Origin of the sequence: Metabacillus flavus (genome assembly GCF_018283675.1) — a bacterium.
Classification (GTDB): Bacteria; Bacillota; Bacilli; order Bacillales; family Bacillaceae; genus Metabacillus_B; species Metabacillus_B flavus.
In genome coordinates this window covers 40,845-57,574 of record NZ_JAGVRK010000001.1, presented here as the reverse complement: position 1 = coordinate 57,574, position 16,730 = coordinate 40,845, and the positions used below count along the sequence as shown (strand labels likewise).

The 16,730-nt window shown below is 45.1% G+C and carries 15 protein-coding genes and 2 rRNA genes; 1 reads left to right on the top strand and 16 read right to left on the bottom strand.

What is annotated here, in order from left to right; genetic code table 11:
• Positions 1–102: 102 nt before the first annotated feature.
• The 3 genes from J9317_RS00285 to metG all read right to left on the bottom strand — a co-directional run bounded on the left by J9317_RS00285 (position 103) and on the right by metG (position 4,488).
• The gene (locus J9317_RS00285; RefSeq protein WP_249292276.1) at positions 103–1,329 is read right to left on the bottom strand and encodes a G5 and 3D domain-containing protein; all 1,227 of its coding nucleotides are present in this window, start codon (positions 1,327–1,329) and stop codon (positions 103–105) included.
• Positions 1,330–1,577: 248 nt separating this feature from the next.
• Complete coding sequence (locus J9317_RS00280) at positions 1,578–2,345, bottom strand: TatD family hydrolase (protein ID WP_211555611.1); 768 nt, start codon at positions 2,343–2,345, stop codon at positions 1,578–1,580.
• Positions 2,346–2,508: 163 nt separating this feature from the next.
• Positions 2,509–4,488: a methionine--tRNA ligase gene (metG, locus tag J9317_RS00275; protein WP_211562011.1), complete on the bottom strand. Its 1,980-nt coding sequence runs from the start codon at positions 4,486–4,488 to the stop codon at positions 2,509–2,511.
• 498 nt (positions 4,489–4,986) lie between these two features.
• Here metG and abrB point away from each other — a divergent pair, with 498 nt between their 5' ends.
• Entirely contained in the window at positions 4,987–5,268 is a 282-nt protein-coding gene (gene abrB / locus J9317_RS00270; RefSeq protein WP_035412587.1) for a transition state genes transcriptional regulator AbrB, read from the top strand.
• 50 nt (positions 5,269–5,318) lie between these two features.
• Here abrB and rsmI read toward each other — a convergent pair whose 3' ends face one another.
• The 13 genes from rsmI to J9317_RS00205 all read right to left on the bottom strand — a co-directional run bounded on the left by rsmI (position 5,319) and on the right by J9317_RS00205 (position 16,715).
• Positions 5,319–6,197 (bottom strand): 16S rRNA (cytidine(1402)-2'-O)-methyltransferase, encoded by an 879-nt coding sequence (gene rsmI / locus J9317_RS00265; protein ID WP_211555609.1) that lies wholly within the window; start codon positions 6,195–6,197, stop codon positions 5,319–5,321.
• Positions 6,118–6,477, bottom strand: a complete 360-nt coding sequence (locus J9317_RS00260) for a GIY-YIG nuclease family protein (protein ID WP_211555607.1) — start codon at positions 6,475–6,477, stop codon at positions 6,118–6,120. Before J9317_RS00260 ends, rsmI begins: the two co-directional genes overlap by 80 nt.
• Complete coding sequence (locus J9317_RS00255; protein ID WP_211555606.1) at positions 6,464–7,210, bottom strand: tRNA1(Val) (adenine(37)-N6)-methyltransferase; 747 nt, start codon at positions 7,208–7,210, stop codon at positions 6,464–6,466. Before J9317_RS00255 ends, J9317_RS00260 begins: the two co-directional genes overlap by 14 nt.
• A gap of 58 nt (positions 7,211–7,268) precedes the next feature.
• Positions 7,269–7,634 carry a DNA replication initiation control protein YabA gene (gene yabA / locus J9317_RS00250; RefSeq protein WP_211555604.1) on the bottom strand — a complete coding sequence of 122 codons (366 nt, stop codon included), beginning with the start codon at positions 7,632–7,634 and terminating at the stop codon, positions 7,269–7,271.
• 10 nt (positions 7,635–7,644) lie between these two features.
• Positions 7,645–8,472, bottom strand: coding sequence for a competence/sporulation regulator complex protein RicT (ricT, locus tag J9317_RS00245; protein ID WP_035412601.1), 828 nt, complete (start codon positions 8,470–8,472; stop codon positions 7,645–7,647).
• A gap of 2 nt (positions 8,473–8,474) precedes the next feature.
• Positions 8,475–9,467 carry a DNA polymerase III subunit delta' gene (holB, locus tag J9317_RS00240; RefSeq protein ID WP_211555602.1) on the bottom strand — a complete coding sequence of 331 codons (993 nt, stop codon included), beginning with the start codon at positions 9,465–9,467 and terminating at the stop codon, positions 8,475–8,477.
• 12 nt (positions 9,468–9,479) lie between these two features.
• Entirely contained in the window at positions 9,480–9,920 is a 441-nt protein-coding gene (locus J9317_RS00235) for a YaaR family protein (RefSeq protein WP_211555600.1), read from the bottom strand.
• Between the two features lie 12 nt (positions 9,921–9,932).
• Positions 9,933–10,262, bottom strand: a complete 330-nt coding sequence (locus J9317_RS00230; RefSeq protein ID WP_211555598.1) for a cyclic di-AMP receptor DarA — start codon at positions 10,260–10,262, stop codon at positions 9,933–9,935.
• 18 nt (positions 10,263–10,280) lie between these two features.
• Positions 10,281–10,910: a dTMP kinase gene (gene tmk, locus J9317_RS00225; protein WP_211555596.1), complete on the bottom strand. Its 630-nt coding sequence runs from the start codon at positions 10,908–10,910 to the stop codon at positions 10,281–10,283.
• A gap of 5 nt (positions 10,911–10,915) precedes the next feature.
• Positions 10,916–12,337: an aminotransferase class I/II-fold pyridoxal phosphate-dependent enzyme gene (locus J9317_RS00220; RefSeq protein WP_211562009.1), complete on the bottom strand. Its 1,422-nt coding sequence runs from the start codon at positions 12,335–12,337 to the stop codon at positions 10,916–10,918.
• Positions 12,338–12,468: 131 nt separating this feature from the next.
• Entirely contained in the window at positions 12,469–12,672 is a 204-nt protein-coding gene (locus J9317_RS00215; protein ID WP_211555595.1) for a sigma factor G inhibitor Gin, read from the bottom strand.
• A gap of 925 nt (positions 12,673–13,597) precedes the next feature.
• Positions 13,598–13,713 (bottom strand): 5S ribosomal RNA (gene rrf, locus J9317_RS00210).
• Positions 13,714–13,787: 74 nt separating this feature from the next.
• Positions 13,788–16,715 (bottom strand): 23S ribosomal RNA (locus tag J9317_RS00205).
• Positions 16,716–16,730 lie beyond the last annotated feature (15 nt).

Here is a 16,730-nt window from a genome sequence, read left to right as displayed (position 1 = left end):
CACTTGAATTTCTCCCATGCAAGCTGATGAATGCATAAAAAAAACAGAGGGAATCATCCCTCTGTTCGATCTATTGGTGACGGCTAGAAAAGCAGGTAGGTGTTAATTGAGGATTTTAATTTTTACCCGTTTGCTGCCCCATTTTATTGCCGAAGATTGATCTGGGAAAAATACATCGATCTTATTTCCGTTAATCGCTGAACCTGTATCGGCTGCTACAGCATAGCCATAGCCTTCAACATAGACTTTAGTTCCAAGCGGGATTACATCAGGGTCAACTGCAATTACCTTAGCATTAGGATTTGCCTTCAAATTGACTCCTGTAGCTGTGCGGCCCGAACATCCGCTGCAGCTTGCCGTATATGCAGTAGACGTAACGTACATTTCCTTCGAAACCGAGTCGTTGTTTCTGGATGCAATTGCCCTTGGTGCAGATGAAGCCGGTTTAGAGACTGTTGCAGGCGATGCTTTTCTTGCTTTAGTGCCAATAGCAATAATGCGGTCCTTGCTCTCTTTAACCGTTTCCTCTTTCACCAGCCTGCGGGAGATGACCTTCCCGTTTTCCTTCACCACTGCGAAGTGGACTTTCTTGGATCCTTTTTCGCCTTCTTCAACTACGTTTTGCTTTCCGCGTTCCAGATTGCTGTCATTTTTCTTTACAACAGCGAAATCAAGCGGTTCTTCCACTACATCGGTGACTTTTTCTACGCGTTTTACAGTTACAGCGCTGTTTGCCTGCAACGTGTCCTCTAATCTTGGCTCAACTTTATCTGATGGATTGAGTTTAATTTTCTGGTTCTTTAAAAAGTCAGCGACCGTAGTCGAAGTGGTCCAAACCTTTTTCTCTTTGCCGCCTACATTCATGGACAGCTGAAAAGCTCGGTTAATTGAGAGGGATAGCTGATCCGTAATCTTTGTGTCCGGGGACGGACTGATCTTATCGTGGCTGGATAATTTAATGCCTTCTTCTTTCAGCATTTCGTCCACAGTATCAGCTGTAGTCCACAGAGTTTGATCTTTACCGTTGTCTGAAAGCCTCACCGGTTGGGCTGCTTCGTAGACAACTTTCATGCTGCTGTTTAATTTTGTGTTCTCCGAATGGGAAAGCTGGTCTTGATCGCGCACATCTATATCTAATTCTGAAAATAAATTTCCTACGGTGTCTGCGTGCGTTCTAATCGTCTCCTCATTTCCGTTCACAGAAACAGTAATTTCGTCTTTCGTTCCCTCATATGTACCGAAAGCAGTGCCTGTTCCCATTACTAGCAAACTAGTAGCGGAGAGGATGAGTTTGTTTTTACTCATCTTTTCGGAAAACAGCTTTTTCAAGTTTTCTATCACTATGAAAAACGCCTCCTTATCCTCCGAGTGATTATATAGAGTATCACTCAGACTGTCAACCCTCACCACATTTTTCTATATTTTCTAGCCGCAGTCCCTATTATGCTAAGAAAATAGTGAAATGGAAAGGAAAACTTGTCGACAAAGTTATCCTATGCACAGGCACAAAACGGTAGAACTTTTTTAAATTTACGACATGCAGGACAAGCTTCCCCATCATATGACAGGGAATTCTGTCAGGAAATGCCGAAACATTTCTTTGCATTTTCCGTGGTAATCAAAGCTACTTCTTCAAAGGTCATTCCTCTGAGCTCCGCAATCTGTTCAGCCACATATTTCACATAGCCCGGCTCATTTCGTTTTCCTCTGAACGGATGAGGAGTAAGATATGGACAGTCCGTCTCAATCAGCAATCTGTCCAGCGGAATTTCTGCAGCAACTTCCTTCGGTTTTTTTGCATTTTTAAACGTAACAGGACCTCCGAATGAAATATAAAAATTCATGTCCATACACTCTTTCGCCACTTCTGCGCTTCCTGTGAAACAGTGCATGATTCCTCCTACTTCTTCTGCTCCCTCTTCTCTTAAAATTTCAACCACATCTGCCGTAGCATCCCGGTTATGAATGATGATCGGGAGTTTTACTTCTTTTGCCAATGCAATCTGCTTCCTGAAAACTTCTTTTTGAACTTCTTTTGGAGATTTATCCCAATGATAGTCTAAACCCATTTCGCCGATGGCTACCACTTTAGGATGGGAGGCAAGCTCCTTAATCCAAGCTAGATCTTCATCCTTCATATCAATGGCATCTACAGGATGCCATCCAACTGCAGCATAAATAAATTCATACTGATTCGTCAGCTCCATCGCTCTCGTGATGGTTTCTGTGTCAAAACCGACAACCACAATTTTTTCAACGCCTTCTGCTTTTGCCCGATCAATGACTTCCTCAAGATCTTCTTCATACTGTACAGCGTTTAAGTGTGCATGCGTATCGAATAACATGTATAGGTACCCCTTTCCGTTTCGCTTTTTTTATCATACTCTCATCTGCTTTTTTTAACAAAAAAGCTCTTCATTAATCAACAATTATCACCAAAAAAAGAGGCGTTCCACCAAAATGTTACACGTGGAACACCTCTTTCGACAAATTGTATGCTTGTCAAAATTATTTTATTTTTGTACCGTTTGGAAGGGTTTGATCCACTGTTGCGAGAGATAATCCACCTTCATGATCTCCGGCCAGGATCATCCCTTGGGATAGTTCACCTCTGAGCTTCACAGGTTTAAGGTTTGTCACGCAAATTACCTTTTTTCCAACAAGGTCCGCAGGTGTGTAATGCTTCGCAATTCCTGAAACCACTTGTCTTTTTTCTGTTCCAAGATCCAGCTGAAGTTTAAGCAGCTTGTCTGCTTTCTTAACCGGCTCAGCTTGAAGGACCTCTGCCACCCGAAGCTCCACTTTGAAGAAATCGTCTACCGTGATTTCATCTGCTTCTTCTGTTTTTTCTTCTGCAGGTTCCTCGATCGGAGTTCCGCCTGACATTTGACTCTTAATATACTCGACTTCTTCCGCCATATCGAGACGTGGGAAGATCGGGTCACCTTTTTCCACTTTACTATCTTTAAGATGGCCAAAGGTGTGTATGCTTTCCCATTTTGTTAAAGATTCGTCTTTAATGCCGAGCTGGGAGAAGATTTTAGCCGGCGTCTCTGTCAGGAATGGCTGAAGAAGAATGGCTGTTCTTCTCAAAGATTCTGCAAGATGATGCATAACAGAGCCAAGGTCGTCTGTTTTTGCATCGTCTTTTGCCAATGCCCAAGGCTGTGTTTCATCAATGTATTTATTTGTACGGCTTACAAGCTGCCAAACGGAAGCCAGAGCTACCGAGAATTCCATTTTTTCCATAGCCTCTTCATAGCGTTCTGAGGTCGTACGGTTCATTTCTTCAAGTATCCGGTCAAATTCCGTAACGGATCCTTGATAATTAGGAATATTTCCTTCGAAATATTTATCGATCATTGCTACCGTTCTGTTCAGAAGGTTTCCTAAGTCATTCGCCAGGTCGTAATTCACTCTCTCAACGAACCCTTCCGGTGTGAATACACCATCGGAGCCGAATGGAACTTCCCTGAGAAGATAATAGCGCAAAGCATCCAGTCCGTAGCGGTCAATCAGTGTAATCGGATCCACTACATTTCCTTTGGATTTAGACATTTTTCCATCCTTCATCAGCAGCCATCCATGCGCGAAAACCTTCTTCGGCAGCGGCAAGTCAAGCGCCATTAGCATGATTGGCCAGTATATCGTATGGAAGCGGACAATTTCTTTACTCATCAAATGAACATCTGCCGGCCAATAGGTGCGGTACTTCTCATCCTGATCGGTTCCATACCCTAGAGCCGTGATGTAATTGGAAAGTGCATCAATCCACACATAAACCACATGCTTCGGATCCCCAGGAACCTTAACTCCCCAGTCAAAGGATGTTCTTGATACAGCCAGGTCCTCAAGGCCCGGTTTGATGAAGTTGTTAATCATTTCATTTTTGCGGGATTCCGGCTGAATAAATTCAGGATTCTCTTCGTAATACTTCAAAAGGCGTTCTGAGTATTTTCCTACCCGGAAAAAGTACGACTGCTCTTTAACCAGTTCGACTGGATGTCCGCTGTCAGGGCTTTTTCCGCCGACAATTTTGCCATCCTCCATAATCGGGTCATCAAGCTGATGTGCCGTGTAATAGGTTTCATCAGGGATCGAATACCAGCCCTCATATTCATCCAAATAAATATCACCTTGATCGAGAAGCTGTTTGAATATTTTTTCGACAACCAATTTGTGACGGGTTTCTGTGGTACGGATAAAGTCGTCATAGGAAATATCCATGCGCTTCCAAAGACTTTTAATTCCATCCACAATGCCATCCACATATTCCTGCGGAGTAACGCCCTTTTCTGCTGCTTTTTGCTGAATTTTCTGTCCGTGTTCATCCGTTCCGGTCAGATACATCACATCAAATCCGCGCATGCGCTTATATCTTGCCATCGCATCGCCTGCCGTAGTTGTATAGGCATGGCCAATATGTAAATTTCCGCTTGGATAATAAATCGGAGTTGTAATGTAAAACGTCTTTTTGCTTTCCATGATTTCCACTCCTTGCCGTAAATTAGAACAAATGCCCTCGCCCCGAAGGACGAGAGCATGTTTGCTATCTCGCATCTACTCTTTATGATACCATCTTAGCCTTCAATATCAAGAAAATATACCGCGGTATGGACAAAAAAATGAGGCGTGCTGGGAATTATATAATATTGTAAACCATCCAAATGCTGGATTCAACAAAATTATTGTTGAATTTTGTCGAAGGATGTTTATAATTAGGTAACTACAAAGCTATTACAGCTATAATGTTTCACTGGTTGATTTAGGTTTAATTTCCTATTTTTTAGGGTATTTCTTTAAATACAAACCTTAACAGAACAGGCTTTGCAGTCTTTTTCAAAAATGCTTAATAATTATTGGAAACAAAATTATTGACGTAATTTGGAAACACTGTTATGCTTATGAAGCAAATAAATTTTGTCGAATAATGACGAAGTTAAGAGAAAAATAGCATATATAGCAAAAACGGGAGGAGAACATTCAATGAAATCTACAGGTATTGTACGTAAAGTTGATGAACTAGGCCGCGTGGTGATTCCGATTGAATTGCGCCGTACATTAGGAATTGCAGAGAAAGACGCTCTTGAAATCTACGTGGATGATGAAAGAATCATTCTTAAAAAATATAAGCCAAACATGACTTGCCACGTTACTGGTGAAGTTTCTGATGACAACATGACATTGGCTAACGGCAAATTGGTGCTAAGCAAAGAAGGCGCTGAGCAGCTGATCCAAGAAATCCAAAACCAATTCCAATCTAAGTAATATTAAAAAGTCCCTATAACAGGGACTTTTTTCTTATTCCTAAAAAGAGCTTACTCTTCCTTATGATACTCGTTATAGACTTCCCTTTTAGGCAACCCTCTATCTAAAGCTACGGTTTTAATAGCTTCCTTTGAAGAAATCCCTTTTTCAATATAATGTTCAATATGGGTAATTATACTTAATCCGTTCCACCATAGATCTTCCTCTGCCTCTGCATCTTCACTGGATGCCCCTTCTAGAATAAGGCAGAATTCCCCGCGGATTTCATTGGCTATTGCCCACTCATTCGCTTCAGATAGAGTGCCTCTTACAAACTCTTCAAACTTCTTTGTCAGCTCTCTTGAAAGAACAACCTTCCGATTCCCCAGGATTTCTTCCATTATAGTCAGCGTATCTTTCAGCCTATGCGGGGATTCGTAGAAAATTATCGTTTCCTGACGCGGTTTTAACAGCTCAAGCTCTTTCTTCTTTTCTTTTTTCTGGCGATTTAAAAACCCATAAAAGAAAAATGGCTGAGGTGTCAGTCCGGATGCAATGAGAGCAGTTAGAGCAGCGTTTGCCCCCGGCAGCGGAACAACCGTCAGATTTTCTTCCAACGCTGCCTCCACCAGCTCGCTTCCCGGATCCGAAATGGTCGGCATACCGGCATCGCTTACAAGGGCAATGGTTATTCCCTCTTTTAAATAGTCGATAATTTTATATCCGCTGCTTTCTTTATTATGCTCATGATAGCTTGTCAGCGGCGTATCAATTTCAAAATGGTTGCACAGTTTCTTGGATTGCCTCGTGTCCTCAGCAGCAATCAAATCGGCCTCCTTTAATATACGAATGGCCCTGTATGTCATATCTTCAAGATTTCCGATTGGCGTCGGAACCAGATAAAGGATCCCCGTGTCCGTATTCTCCTTGAAGCTCTGCTGTGTCCGCATGCTCATTCATCCTTTTCCAGAATGGAAGATGCTCTTCCAGGTATTTTTCCTTGCGTTTTCTTGTCAATTTTTTAAAGTGGTATTCGGCACTCATTGCTTCATTTTTCGTTTCAAAGCAAGCTGCATAGAGAAGCACAACCGGCCTGCGCGCTCTCGTATATTTCGCGCCCTTCCCATCATTGTGCTTTTGGATACGCTGCTCAAGGTGATTCGTGTATCCTCCATAAAAGCTTCCATCGCGGCATTCCAATACATAAAAGCAATGGCTATTCTTCTCCATAAAGGATGGTCCTGACTTCCTTTGTATATTCATTGTTTTCCTCGTATACAAAAAGAGGCGGCAGGATCTTTAAATCCGGCTGTCCATTCTTTATTCCTTCTATTAAAAGAGTGTTCGCTTCCCTGCCCTTTTTCGGGTATACAAGTTGTATGCGCTTCGGTTCAATCTTATAGTGCTTCATCCACTCGGTAATCTCAAGCAGACGGCCCGGCCGGTGTACAAAGGCAACCTTTCCCCCCGGTCTGACAAGCTGGCTGCTTACGCGGACAACATCCTCAAGTGTACAATGAATTTCATGTCTGGCAATCGCCAAATGTTCATTTTCATTCTGCTCCCTTTTTTGGGGGGTTTTAAAATATGGCGGATTGCATGTTACGACATCATACTTTTGATGCCCAAGTACGGAAGGCATATCCTTTAGATCGCCGTGGATCATGTCAATCTGATTGGAAAGCGCATTGTACTCCACGCTTCTTTTGCCCATGTTATAAAGCCGTTCCTGTATTTCCACTCCTGTAATTTGTGCTTTTGAGCGGGTGCTTAAAAGCAGCGGAACGACCGCGTTTCCTGTGCACAAATCCAGTACATTTCCCTTCTGGATCGGCATATATGCAAATTTGGCGAGCAGCACGGCATCTAACGAAAAAGCAAAAACACTCGGACTTTGGATAATCCGGAGGTTTTCTGCCAATAAGTAATCCAGCCTCTCATCGCCTATTAATTCCACGTTCATCGCGTTATCCTTTCTTCAGAAATCGACCGATAAAAAAAGCCCCCAAATAAAAGGGAGGCTACTTTTTATTAAGAAATGACAAACAGAAAAGGCAATCTCCGTCTTTTCTGAGACTTCCGTAGTGAACATTGCAAATATGAAAGCCTTCCTGATAAAGCCTCGCAAGGTTATCATACCCTTCACTTATGTCCGCATTGTCATCATCATGGTGAACCTGTCCCTTTTTTTCATCAGAATGAAGACTGACATCCTCTGAAGAAGAAAGCTCAAGCCGTCTTCTCAAATTCTGATTTTCCAAAGATAAGGCCTGATTTTCTTCGATCAATTCTGCTATATGCTGTTTTAAATCACCTAGCTGATTGTATAGGGAACCAATTTGTTCTTCTAAACTGGTCACAGATTCGAAGATTTCTTTTTTCTCCAATCTTTCCACCTCATTCTGTGGATTGCATCGAAACGGCGCCTTCCTGCTGCAATTCTTCCCAGCTGAACTCGACCACTCCGTCTCTTTCCTTCAGCTGAACCTGCAGGATCCGCTCTAATATATTCAATCCGACAACCTTGCCTGTTCCGGACGGGGTCCTGATCGTTTCACCCAAATCCGGCAGAAGTTCTTTTGCGGATTCATATTCATCATTCTCATATTTAAGGCAGCACATCAGACGGCCGCATAAACCGGAAATCTTGGTCGGATTAAGAGAAAGATTCTGATCCTTTGCCATCTTAATGCTGACCGGCTCAAAGTCTCCGAGAAATGTCGAACAGCATAGCATTCTTCCGCATGGACCGATGCCTCCGAGCATTTTAGCCTCATCGCGGACACCAATTTGGCGAAGCTCAATTCTTGTTTTAAAAATAGAAGCTAAATCCTTTACCAGCTCCCTGAAATCAACCCGTCCATCAGCAGTAAAATAGAAAATGACCTTATTGCGGTCAAATGTGTACTCTACATCCACAAGCTTCATATCCAGCCCGTGTTCCCCTACCTTTTGCTGGCACGTTTCGTACGCCTTCAGGGCTGCTTCATGATTTTCTTCAACAAGCATCCGGTCTCTTTGATCCGCAACACGGAGCACCTTTTTAAGAGGGAGCACCACGTCATGCTCGTCCACTTTTTTACTGGCAACCACGATCTTTCCAAACTCTACTCCTCGAACTGTCTCAACGATGACACAATCGTTCTCATCTATATCAAACCCGTTCGGGTCAAAATAATATATTTTGCCGGCTTTCTTAAACCGGACACCTACTACATCATACAAAGTTATCCCTCCTGCAACGTTAAAACCAGCTGCTCCATCAAAAGCTGCGGATTTGCATTTGAATGAAGCTTCCGCTTGGTCTCCAATATGCTCAATACCTTCTCTGTTATACGTTGCTGACCTGTCTGAAGGGCCTCCTTCTTCAAGGTTTCCTTCATATCTATATAAATTACGGCATCTTCCATCCCCAACTGAATGGAGAGAAGGTCTTTATATAAAAATAATAACAAATCCAATCCTTGATCCTGAAGCTCTTTCTCAGAAAAAAACGGCATCCACTGAGTATGCACGAAAACCATTGCTTGTTCTTTTCTGACCGTTAAGGCTTCATACAATTTTATCACTATCGCTCTCGCTTCTGCAAACCAATCATTTCGACTTAATTCGATAGCATCGTCCAAATTATTCGTCATTTGGGAAGCAGCTGCTGCCATATACCCGATAACACCCTGTTTTTCAAGCTCAAGACGAATAATTGAAGATGGAAGGGGGCTGAAGGGAAGAATTTGGCACCTTGATTGAATCGTGTTCAGAATCATATGAACTTGCTCCGTTGTTAGAACCGCAATGGTATCCTTTCCCGGTTCCTCCAAAAATTTCAGCAGACTGTTCGCCGCATTCACGGTCATTTTATCAGCATGGGAAATCATATAAAACTTCTTTGCCGATTCCAGTCCTTTTTTCGAGAATTCTTCTTGAAGACTCTGAATCTGCTGTTTCTTAATGGAAAGGCCGTCCGGTTCAATCACATGCAGGTCCGGATGGTTCCCTGAATCAATCCTCCGGCAGCTGCTGCATTCACCGCAGGGCTCAGCATCCATACGTTCTTTGCAAAAGAAGCTCTTGGCAAGAAGAAGAGCTGTTTCTTTTTTACCGGTTCCCTTTTTCCCTTCAAATAAATAGGCATGCGCCAGTCTGCTTTTGCCAATGCTTTTTTCCAACAGCTTCAATACTCTCGGCTGATAAGCCTCAAGCTCTGTCCACGTCCTGTTCATTTAGATCACTCACTAAATATATAAATTAACCAGCATCCCCTTAATTTCTCCAACGGTTCCAAGGATGTCGATGGCCGTCTTTTCTTTATTCACAATGTCTTCCGTTAACACAATAAGCTTGTCATCAATTTGCTCAATCAATTTAAGAGACCGGCTGTTTCCTTGATAATCCCAGCTTTTAGATTCCTTTAGCTGCATGCCGTAATCGACAGCCTCCTGGACGATTTTTTTCACCAGGCCTTTAACCTTCACCAAGTCCTGAAAATTCCTTGAACGGGATAAGCGGCTACCTGCTGCCTCAAGCTCTGTAATCATTTGATTCAGCTGACTCACCTTCATCTGGCCGCTCTCTTTTAAAACGGCATTCCGAAAGCTTCCTGCGGATGAGGGTGCATCCTGGTGACGAATGCTCTTTTTATCGGCAGCGAGGCGAATATCCTGATTTATTTTCATTTTCGCTTCTCCTTAAAATTGGTGGAATTCTTCCACAGGAAGAACAAATACAGTTGCTCCTCCTACCTCTACTTCAACTGGATAAGGAACATAGGAGTCTGCATTTCCTCCCATTGGAGAAACAGGGGCAACAAGCTGTTCGCGGGACTGAGAGCTGTCCTTAATAATTTGAAGAGCCTTTTGCACTCTGAGTTCTTCCGTTCCGATCATGATTGTGGTGTTGCCTGATTTCAAAAAGCCTCCGGAGGTAGCAAGCTTTGTAACTCTGAAATTATGATCGGTAAGAGATTTGATTAAACGATTCGTATCTTGATCCTGCACAATAGCAATTACCATTTTCATTTCCAATTCCTCCTTGGATTATAGAGACAATTTATTTTGAATTAAAAGCCATACTTCCTCTGCTACTTCTTCAGGCGTCTGGTCCGCATTAACCGATTTTATTCTCTCGGGATATTGCTCAAGTAACATATGATACCCTTTTTGAACGCGATCATGAAATTTCAGATCTTCATTATCAAGCCGGTTGATTTCTCTATTTTCGCCCGAATAGACCCTTTTAAGCCCTTTCTCGGCATCTATGCTGAAATAAATCGTTAAGTCCGGCATAACATTCTCAATGGCAAAGAGATTAATCGAAAGAACTTCTTCCATGCCAAGTCCTCTGGCATATCCCTGATAAGCAAGAGAGCTGTCAATAAACCGGTCGCATAAAACGACCTTTTGCTGTTTTAAAGCAGGCAGCACTTTTTCTGCCAGATGCTGTCTTCTGGCAGCAGCATATAAAAGGGCTTCTGTTCGCGGATCCATTTCGGTATTCTCTATGTCTAAAATAACACTGCGGATTTGTTCAGCGATTTTAATCCCACCGGGCTCCCGGGTGGCGACCGCATCAATTCCTATATCCTGCAGCTTCTTATGAATTTCTTTTAAAATGGTTGTCTTGCCGGCCCCTTCAGGACCTTCAAATGTAATAAAACAGCCTGTCAATCTTCTCAACCTTTCTTATAAACAGCTACAGTATCGAAATTCCTGTTCTGGCGGCCCTGGAACCGGGCTCCCCGATCCTTCATCTGAAGAATCCAGTTTATATGCTGTTCGCTTATTCTTTCCCCTGCCAACAGGAGCGGAATCCCCGGCGGATATGGAATGACCGCCTCTGCCATCACTCTTCCTGCCGCCTCATTTAGATGAACTTCTTCCCTGGCTGTTTGCTCCATCTCGCCATAGGTCAAGGCAAGCTTGGACGCAGGCAGGGACGGAAATGTGATCGAAAGTTTTTCCCCTGCAGGAATCGTCATGGACGAAAATTCTTTTTCAAGACTTGGGCAGTGAACGCTGCTTTCCCCCAGTCCTGCAATCAGCAGGAAATTTCGTTCATCTGCAAGTTCTCCGTAAATTCCATGGCGCTCAAAGCGTTCCTGAAGATCAAAACCAGAAAGCCCGGTTTCAGAAACAATGGATAGCTTTATAGGGTCCTGGATAGCATTCGGATCCTCTGTACCTATTGTTTTAATTCCCTCGATAGAATTGAAATACTCTTTTATTTTTGCAGCTTCACGTGCAATTTCTCCTGCTTTTCCTGATTCCTTTATTTCCTGGGCAAAAGCTCTGGCAAGATCCAGCGAGGCCATGATTGGATACGATGGACTGCTCGTTTGCAGCATAGAAAGCATTTTCGCTATTCTCCTGAAGGAAACCAGCCTGCTGTTCACATGCAAAAAGGAACCCATTGTCATAGCAGGCAGCGTTTTGTGAGCGGATTGAACAACCGCGTCCGCTCCGGCTTTTAATGCAGATTCGGGAAAAGGAGCACCAATTCCATAATGAGCGCCATGTGCTTCATCAACCAGAACAGGAATGTTATACGAGTGGGCAAGGCGGATAATAGGAGTAAGATCCGCGCTTACCCCATAATAATTAGGATTTGTTATAATAAGCGCCTTTGCATAAGGATAGGCCTCAATCGCTTCAGCTATTCGGTTTTCCTCCACGTAAGAAGGAACATGCAGCGCTTCATCTATTTTAGGACTGATAAAGACCGGATCTGCTTTAGCAAGCTCCAATGCATTCATAATGGATTTATGGCTGTTGCGCTGAACTAGAACGGTATCCCCTTCTGTGCAGCAAGACAGAATCATTGCAAGATTACCGGAGGTCGAACCATTTACAAGAAAAAATGTCTGCTCTGCACCATAAAAGGCTGCAGCGAGGCTCTGAGCCTCATCAATTACTCCATGCGGATCATGCAGATCATCCAGTCCTGACAATTCCGTTACATCAAGCTTCATCACATTTCTATAAAAATGAGCCGCATCTTTCGGCAGCAGCAAACCATTTTTATGGCCTGGCACGTGAAAAGATACGGGTTTTTTCTCTTGATGCTTCAACAGCGAAGAAAACAATGGAGTATACATAAGCAATAGGTCCCATCCTTTAAATACGATACTTCCATTATACCAATATTTGTTCCTCACTTCAGCAACGATTCCATCCATCGGGTAAATCTCCTGAATCGGCAAAAAAGAAAAAAGACCCTTTCAGGTCATTAAGAATACATAGGCGGCGCTTTCACACTCTTTAGTTTTTTTACGAAAAAATCATACTTCGGCTCCGTTGCATCAGTCGACACCATTTCCTTTTCACAGTCCGAGCATATAAAACTTGTATAGAGATGAATTCCATCAGGTTTGCACGTGTCGCAAATAATACACGTTTCCTCCTTTGAAATTCCAGACAGTTTTCCGATCATTTCTCCACCTCCATACTGCTATTTTGGCCAGCGGCGGCGATTTGTATACAACTTTCAGAATTTTACTGGTTCACCTTTGCCCTCTGCCCTTAATGTATGAAGGCTTCAGCCCAACTGTGTATGTCTATAAAAGTTAATCTTGCTGTTTTTGTTGGGGAGAGGGCAGATCGGAGGTTTTTCACAGGAAAACTTTATCATTGCATTTGAACTAGATTAGCTGTATGCGGTGGGGAGGCTGGCTATACTTAGATGTCAGATGAGGGATTTTTGAAGGTTTATATCGATTTCTCGGGAGATTGATGTTAGCAGAAGCATCTTTTGGAGAGTAGAGGATAAAGCTAGTGGATTTTTTTTATTAAAACTCGCCTGTTTTTGTTCAAAATTGATGAAATGGGTAGCATTACGACGCAGAGGGAGGAAATTAGCGGCGAGAATGGAGAGGAATACGCTTGTTTTAGGTATGGCAGTGGGGGATGTGGCAAGATATCGGCTATTCCTGAGCGGATATCGACCGAAATTTTAATATATCGGCGATTATTTCGATTTATCGACTAAAATGAGCGGATATCGACTTTTCGGGAGGGTTCGACAGAGATCGCAGCCGCCTTCCATGCTTCGGAATCCTCTTCCGCAGCCCACACGATCCAGTACAGCCCTAGAATCGAGCATATATGCGCCTATTCTTACTTTAACTTGAATGTTCGCCAGTTCCCCCGGCCAAAACAAAGTCCAGCCAAACGATAAGCTAGTAAACACTAAGTTCAACCGAATCGAGTATTCCCCCCTCCTTCTCCTTCCCTCCACCCATGGCGGATCCCGAATCACGTATCCCCCACCCCTTCTATCTCCCTCTATCCCAAGCGTATCCCGCATCCCCAAACCCAAACAAAAAAGGCTCACCCCAAGGGGCAAGCCTTTTTCTCATGTACGGCAACGTCCTACTCTCACAGGGGGAAACCCCCAACTACCATCGGCGCTAAAGAGCTTAACTTCCGTGTTCGGTATGGGAACGGGTGTGACCTCTCTGCCATAATTACCAGATATTTTGTTGAAAGATTGCTCTTTCAAAACTAGATAACGATGTGCTGCACGAGTGAAGCAGCCTTACTTGAATAAAGGTTAAGTCCTCGACCGATTAGTATTCGTCAGCTGCACGTGTCACCACGCTTCCACCTCGAACCTATCAACCTGATCATCTTTCAGGGGTCTTACTCTTGCGATGGGAAATCTCATCTTGAGGGGGGCTTCATGCTTAGATGCTTTCAGCACTTATCCCGTCCGCACATAGCTACCCAGCGATGCCTTTGGCAAGACAACTGGTACACCAGCGGTGCGTCCATCCCGGTCCTCTCGTACTAAGGACAGCTCCTCTCAAATTTCCTGCGCCCGCGACGGATAGGGACCGAACTGTCTCACGACGTTCTGAACCCAGCTCGCGTACCGCTTTAATGGGCGAACAGCCCAACCCTTGGGACCGACTACAGCCCCAGGATGCGATGAGCCGACATCGAGGTGCCAAACCTCCCCGTCGATGTGGACTCTTGGGGGAGATAAGCCTGTTATCCCCGGGGTAGCTTTTATCCGTTGAGCGATGGCCCTTCCATGCGGAACCACCGGATCACTAAGCCCGACTTTCGTCCCTGCTCGACTTGTAGGTCTCGCAGTCAAGCTCCCTTGTGCCTTTACACTCTGCGAATGATTTCCAACCATTCTGAGGGAACCTTTGGGCGCCTCCGTTACATTTTAGGAGGCGACCGCCCCAGTCAAACTGCCCGCCTGACACTGTCTCCCGGCCCGATCAGGGCCGCGGGTTAGAAGTTCAACACAGCCAGGGTAGTATCCCACCAATGCCTCCACCGAAGCTGGCGCTCCGGTTTCCAAGGCTCCTACCTATCCTGTACAAGCTGTGCCAAAATTCAATATCAGGCTGCAGTAAAGCTCCACGGGGTCTTTCCGTCCTGTCGCGGGTAACCTGCATCTTCACAGGTACTATAATTTCACCGAGTCTCTCGTTGAGACAGTGCCCAGATCGTTACGCCTTTCGTGCGGGTCGGAACTTACCCGACAAGGAATTTCGCTACCTTAGGACCGTTATAGTTACGGCCGCCGTTTACTGGGGCTTCAATTCAAAGCTTCGCTTGCGCTAACCTCTCCTCTTAACCTTCCAGCACCGGGCAGGCGTCAGCCCCTATACTTCGCCTTGCGGCTTCGCAGAGACCTGTGTTTTTGCTAAACAGTCGCCTGGGCCTATTCACTGCGGCTCTTCAAGGCTATTCACCCTAAAGAGCACCCCTTCTCCCGAAGTTACGGGGTCATTTTGCCGAGTTCCTTAACGAGAGTTCTCTCGATCACCTTAGGATTCTCTCCTCGCCTACCTGTGTCGGTTTGCGGTACGGGCACCATTTTCCTCGCTAGAAGCTTTTCTAGGCAGTGTGGAATCAGGAACTTCGGTACTTAATTTCCCTCGCCATCACAGCTCAGCCTTAACCAAGGGACGGATTTGCCTATCCCTTGAGCCTACCTGCTTGGACGCGCATATCCAACAGCGCGCTTACCCTATCCTCCTGCGTCCCTCCATTGCTCAAACGGAAAAGAGGTGGTACAGGAATCTCAACCTGTTGTCCATCGCCTACGCCTTTCGGCCTCGGCTTAGGTCCCGACTAACCCTGAGCGGACGAGCCTTCCTCAGGAAACCTTAGGCATTCGGTGGAGGGGATTCTCACCCCTCTTTCGCTACTCATACCGGCATTCTCACTTCTAAGCGCTCCACCAGTCCTTCCGGTCTGGCTTCTCAGCCCTTAGAACGCTCTCCTACCACTGTTCGTAAGAACAGTCCACAGCTTCGGTGATCCGTTTAGCCCCGGTACATTTTCGGCGCAGGGTCACTCGACCAGTGAGCTATTACGCACTCTTTAAATGGTGGCTGCTTCTAAGCCAACATCCTGGTTGTCTAAGCAACCCCACATCCTTTTCCACTTAACGGATACTTGGGGACCTTAGCTGGTGGTCTGGGCTGTTTCCCTTTCGACTACGGATCTTATCACTCGCAGTCTGACTCCCATGGATAAGTCTTTGGCATTCGGAGTTTGACTGAATTCGGTAACCCGATGAGGGCCCCTAGTCCAATCAGTGCTCTACCTCCAAGACTCTAAACCATGAGGCTAGCCCTAAAGCTATTTCGGAGAGAACCAGCTATCTCCAGGTTCGATTGGAATTTCTCCGCTACCCACACCTCATCCCCGCACTTTTCAACGTGCGTGGGTTCGGGCCTCCATTCAGTGTTACCTGAACTTCACCCTGGACATGGGTAGATCACCTGGTTTCGGGTCTACGACCACGTACTCAATCGCCCTATTCAGACTCGCTTTCGCTGCGGCTCCGTCTTTTCAACTTAACCTTGCACGTAATCGTAACTCGCCGGTTCATTCTACAAAAGGCACGCCATCACCCGTTAACGGGCTCTGACTACTTGTAGGCACACGGTTTCAGGATCTGTTTCACTCCCCTTCCGGGGTGCTTTTCACCTTTCCCTCACGGTACTGGTTCACTATCGGTCACTAGGGAGTATTTAGCCTTGGGAGATGGTCCTCCCTGCTTCCGACGGGATTTCTCGTGTCCCGCCGTACTCAGGATCCACTCAGGAGGGAACGAAGTTTCGACTACAGGGCTGTTACCTTCTTTGGCGGGCCTTTCCAGACCGCTTCTTCTACCCCGTTCCTTTGTAACTCCGTGTTGAGTGTCCTACAACCCCAGAAGGCAAGCCTTCTGGTTTGGGCTAATCCCGTTTCGCTCGCCGCTACTCAGGGAATCGCTATTGCTTTCTCTTCCTCCGGGTACTTAGATGTTTCAGTTCCCCGGGTCTGCCTTCCAGATCCTATGTATTCAGATCAGGATGCTGCTCCATTACGAGCAGCGGGTTTCCCCATTCGGAAATCTCCGGATCAACGCTTACTTACAGCTCCCCGAAGCATATCGGTGTTCGTACCGTCCTTCATCGGCTCCTAGTGCCAAGGCATCCACCGTGCGCCCTTTCTAACTTAACCTGATAACGGAAGTTA

Bases quoted from the DNA above. Each gene is read 5' to 3' on its own strand.
- J9317_RS00215 (WP_211555595.1), bottom strand. From the start codon at position 12,672: ATGATCGGAAAACTGTCTGGAATTTCAAAGGAGGAAACGTGTATTATT.
- holB (WP_211555602.1), bottom strand. From the start codon at position 9,467: ATGAACAGGACGTGGACAGAGCTTGAGGCTTATCAGCCGAGAGTATTG.
- J9317_RS00235 (WP_211555600.1), bottom strand. From the start codon at position 9,920: ATGAAAATAAATCAGGATATTCGCCTCGCTGCCGATAAAAAGAGCATT.
- abrB (WP_035412587.1), top strand. From the start codon at position 4,987: ATGAAATCTACAGGTATTGTACGTAAAGTTGATGAACTAGGCCGCGTG.
- J9317_RS00260 (WP_211555607.1), bottom strand. From the start codon at position 6,477: ATGGAGAAGAATAGCCATTGCTTTTATGTATTGGAATGCCGCGATGGA.
- J9317_RS00280 (WP_211555611.1), bottom strand. From the start codon at position 2,345: ATGTTATTCGATACGCATGCACACTTAAACGCTGTACAGTATGAAGAA.
- J9317_RS00255 (WP_211555606.1), bottom strand. From the start codon at position 7,210: ATGAACGTGGAATTAATAGGCGATGAGAGGCTGGATTACTTATTGGCA.
- J9317_RS00230 (WP_211555598.1), bottom strand. From the start codon at position 10,262: ATGAAAATGGTAATTGCTATTGTGCAGGATCAAGATACGAATCGTTTA.
- J9317_RS00220 (WP_211562009.1), bottom strand. From the start codon at position 12,337: ATGTATACTCCATTGTTTTCTTCGCTGTTGAAGCATCAAGAGAAAAAA.
- rsmI (WP_211555609.1), bottom strand. From the start codon at position 6,197: ATGCGGACACAGCAGAGCTTCAAGGAGAATACGGACACGGGGATCCTT.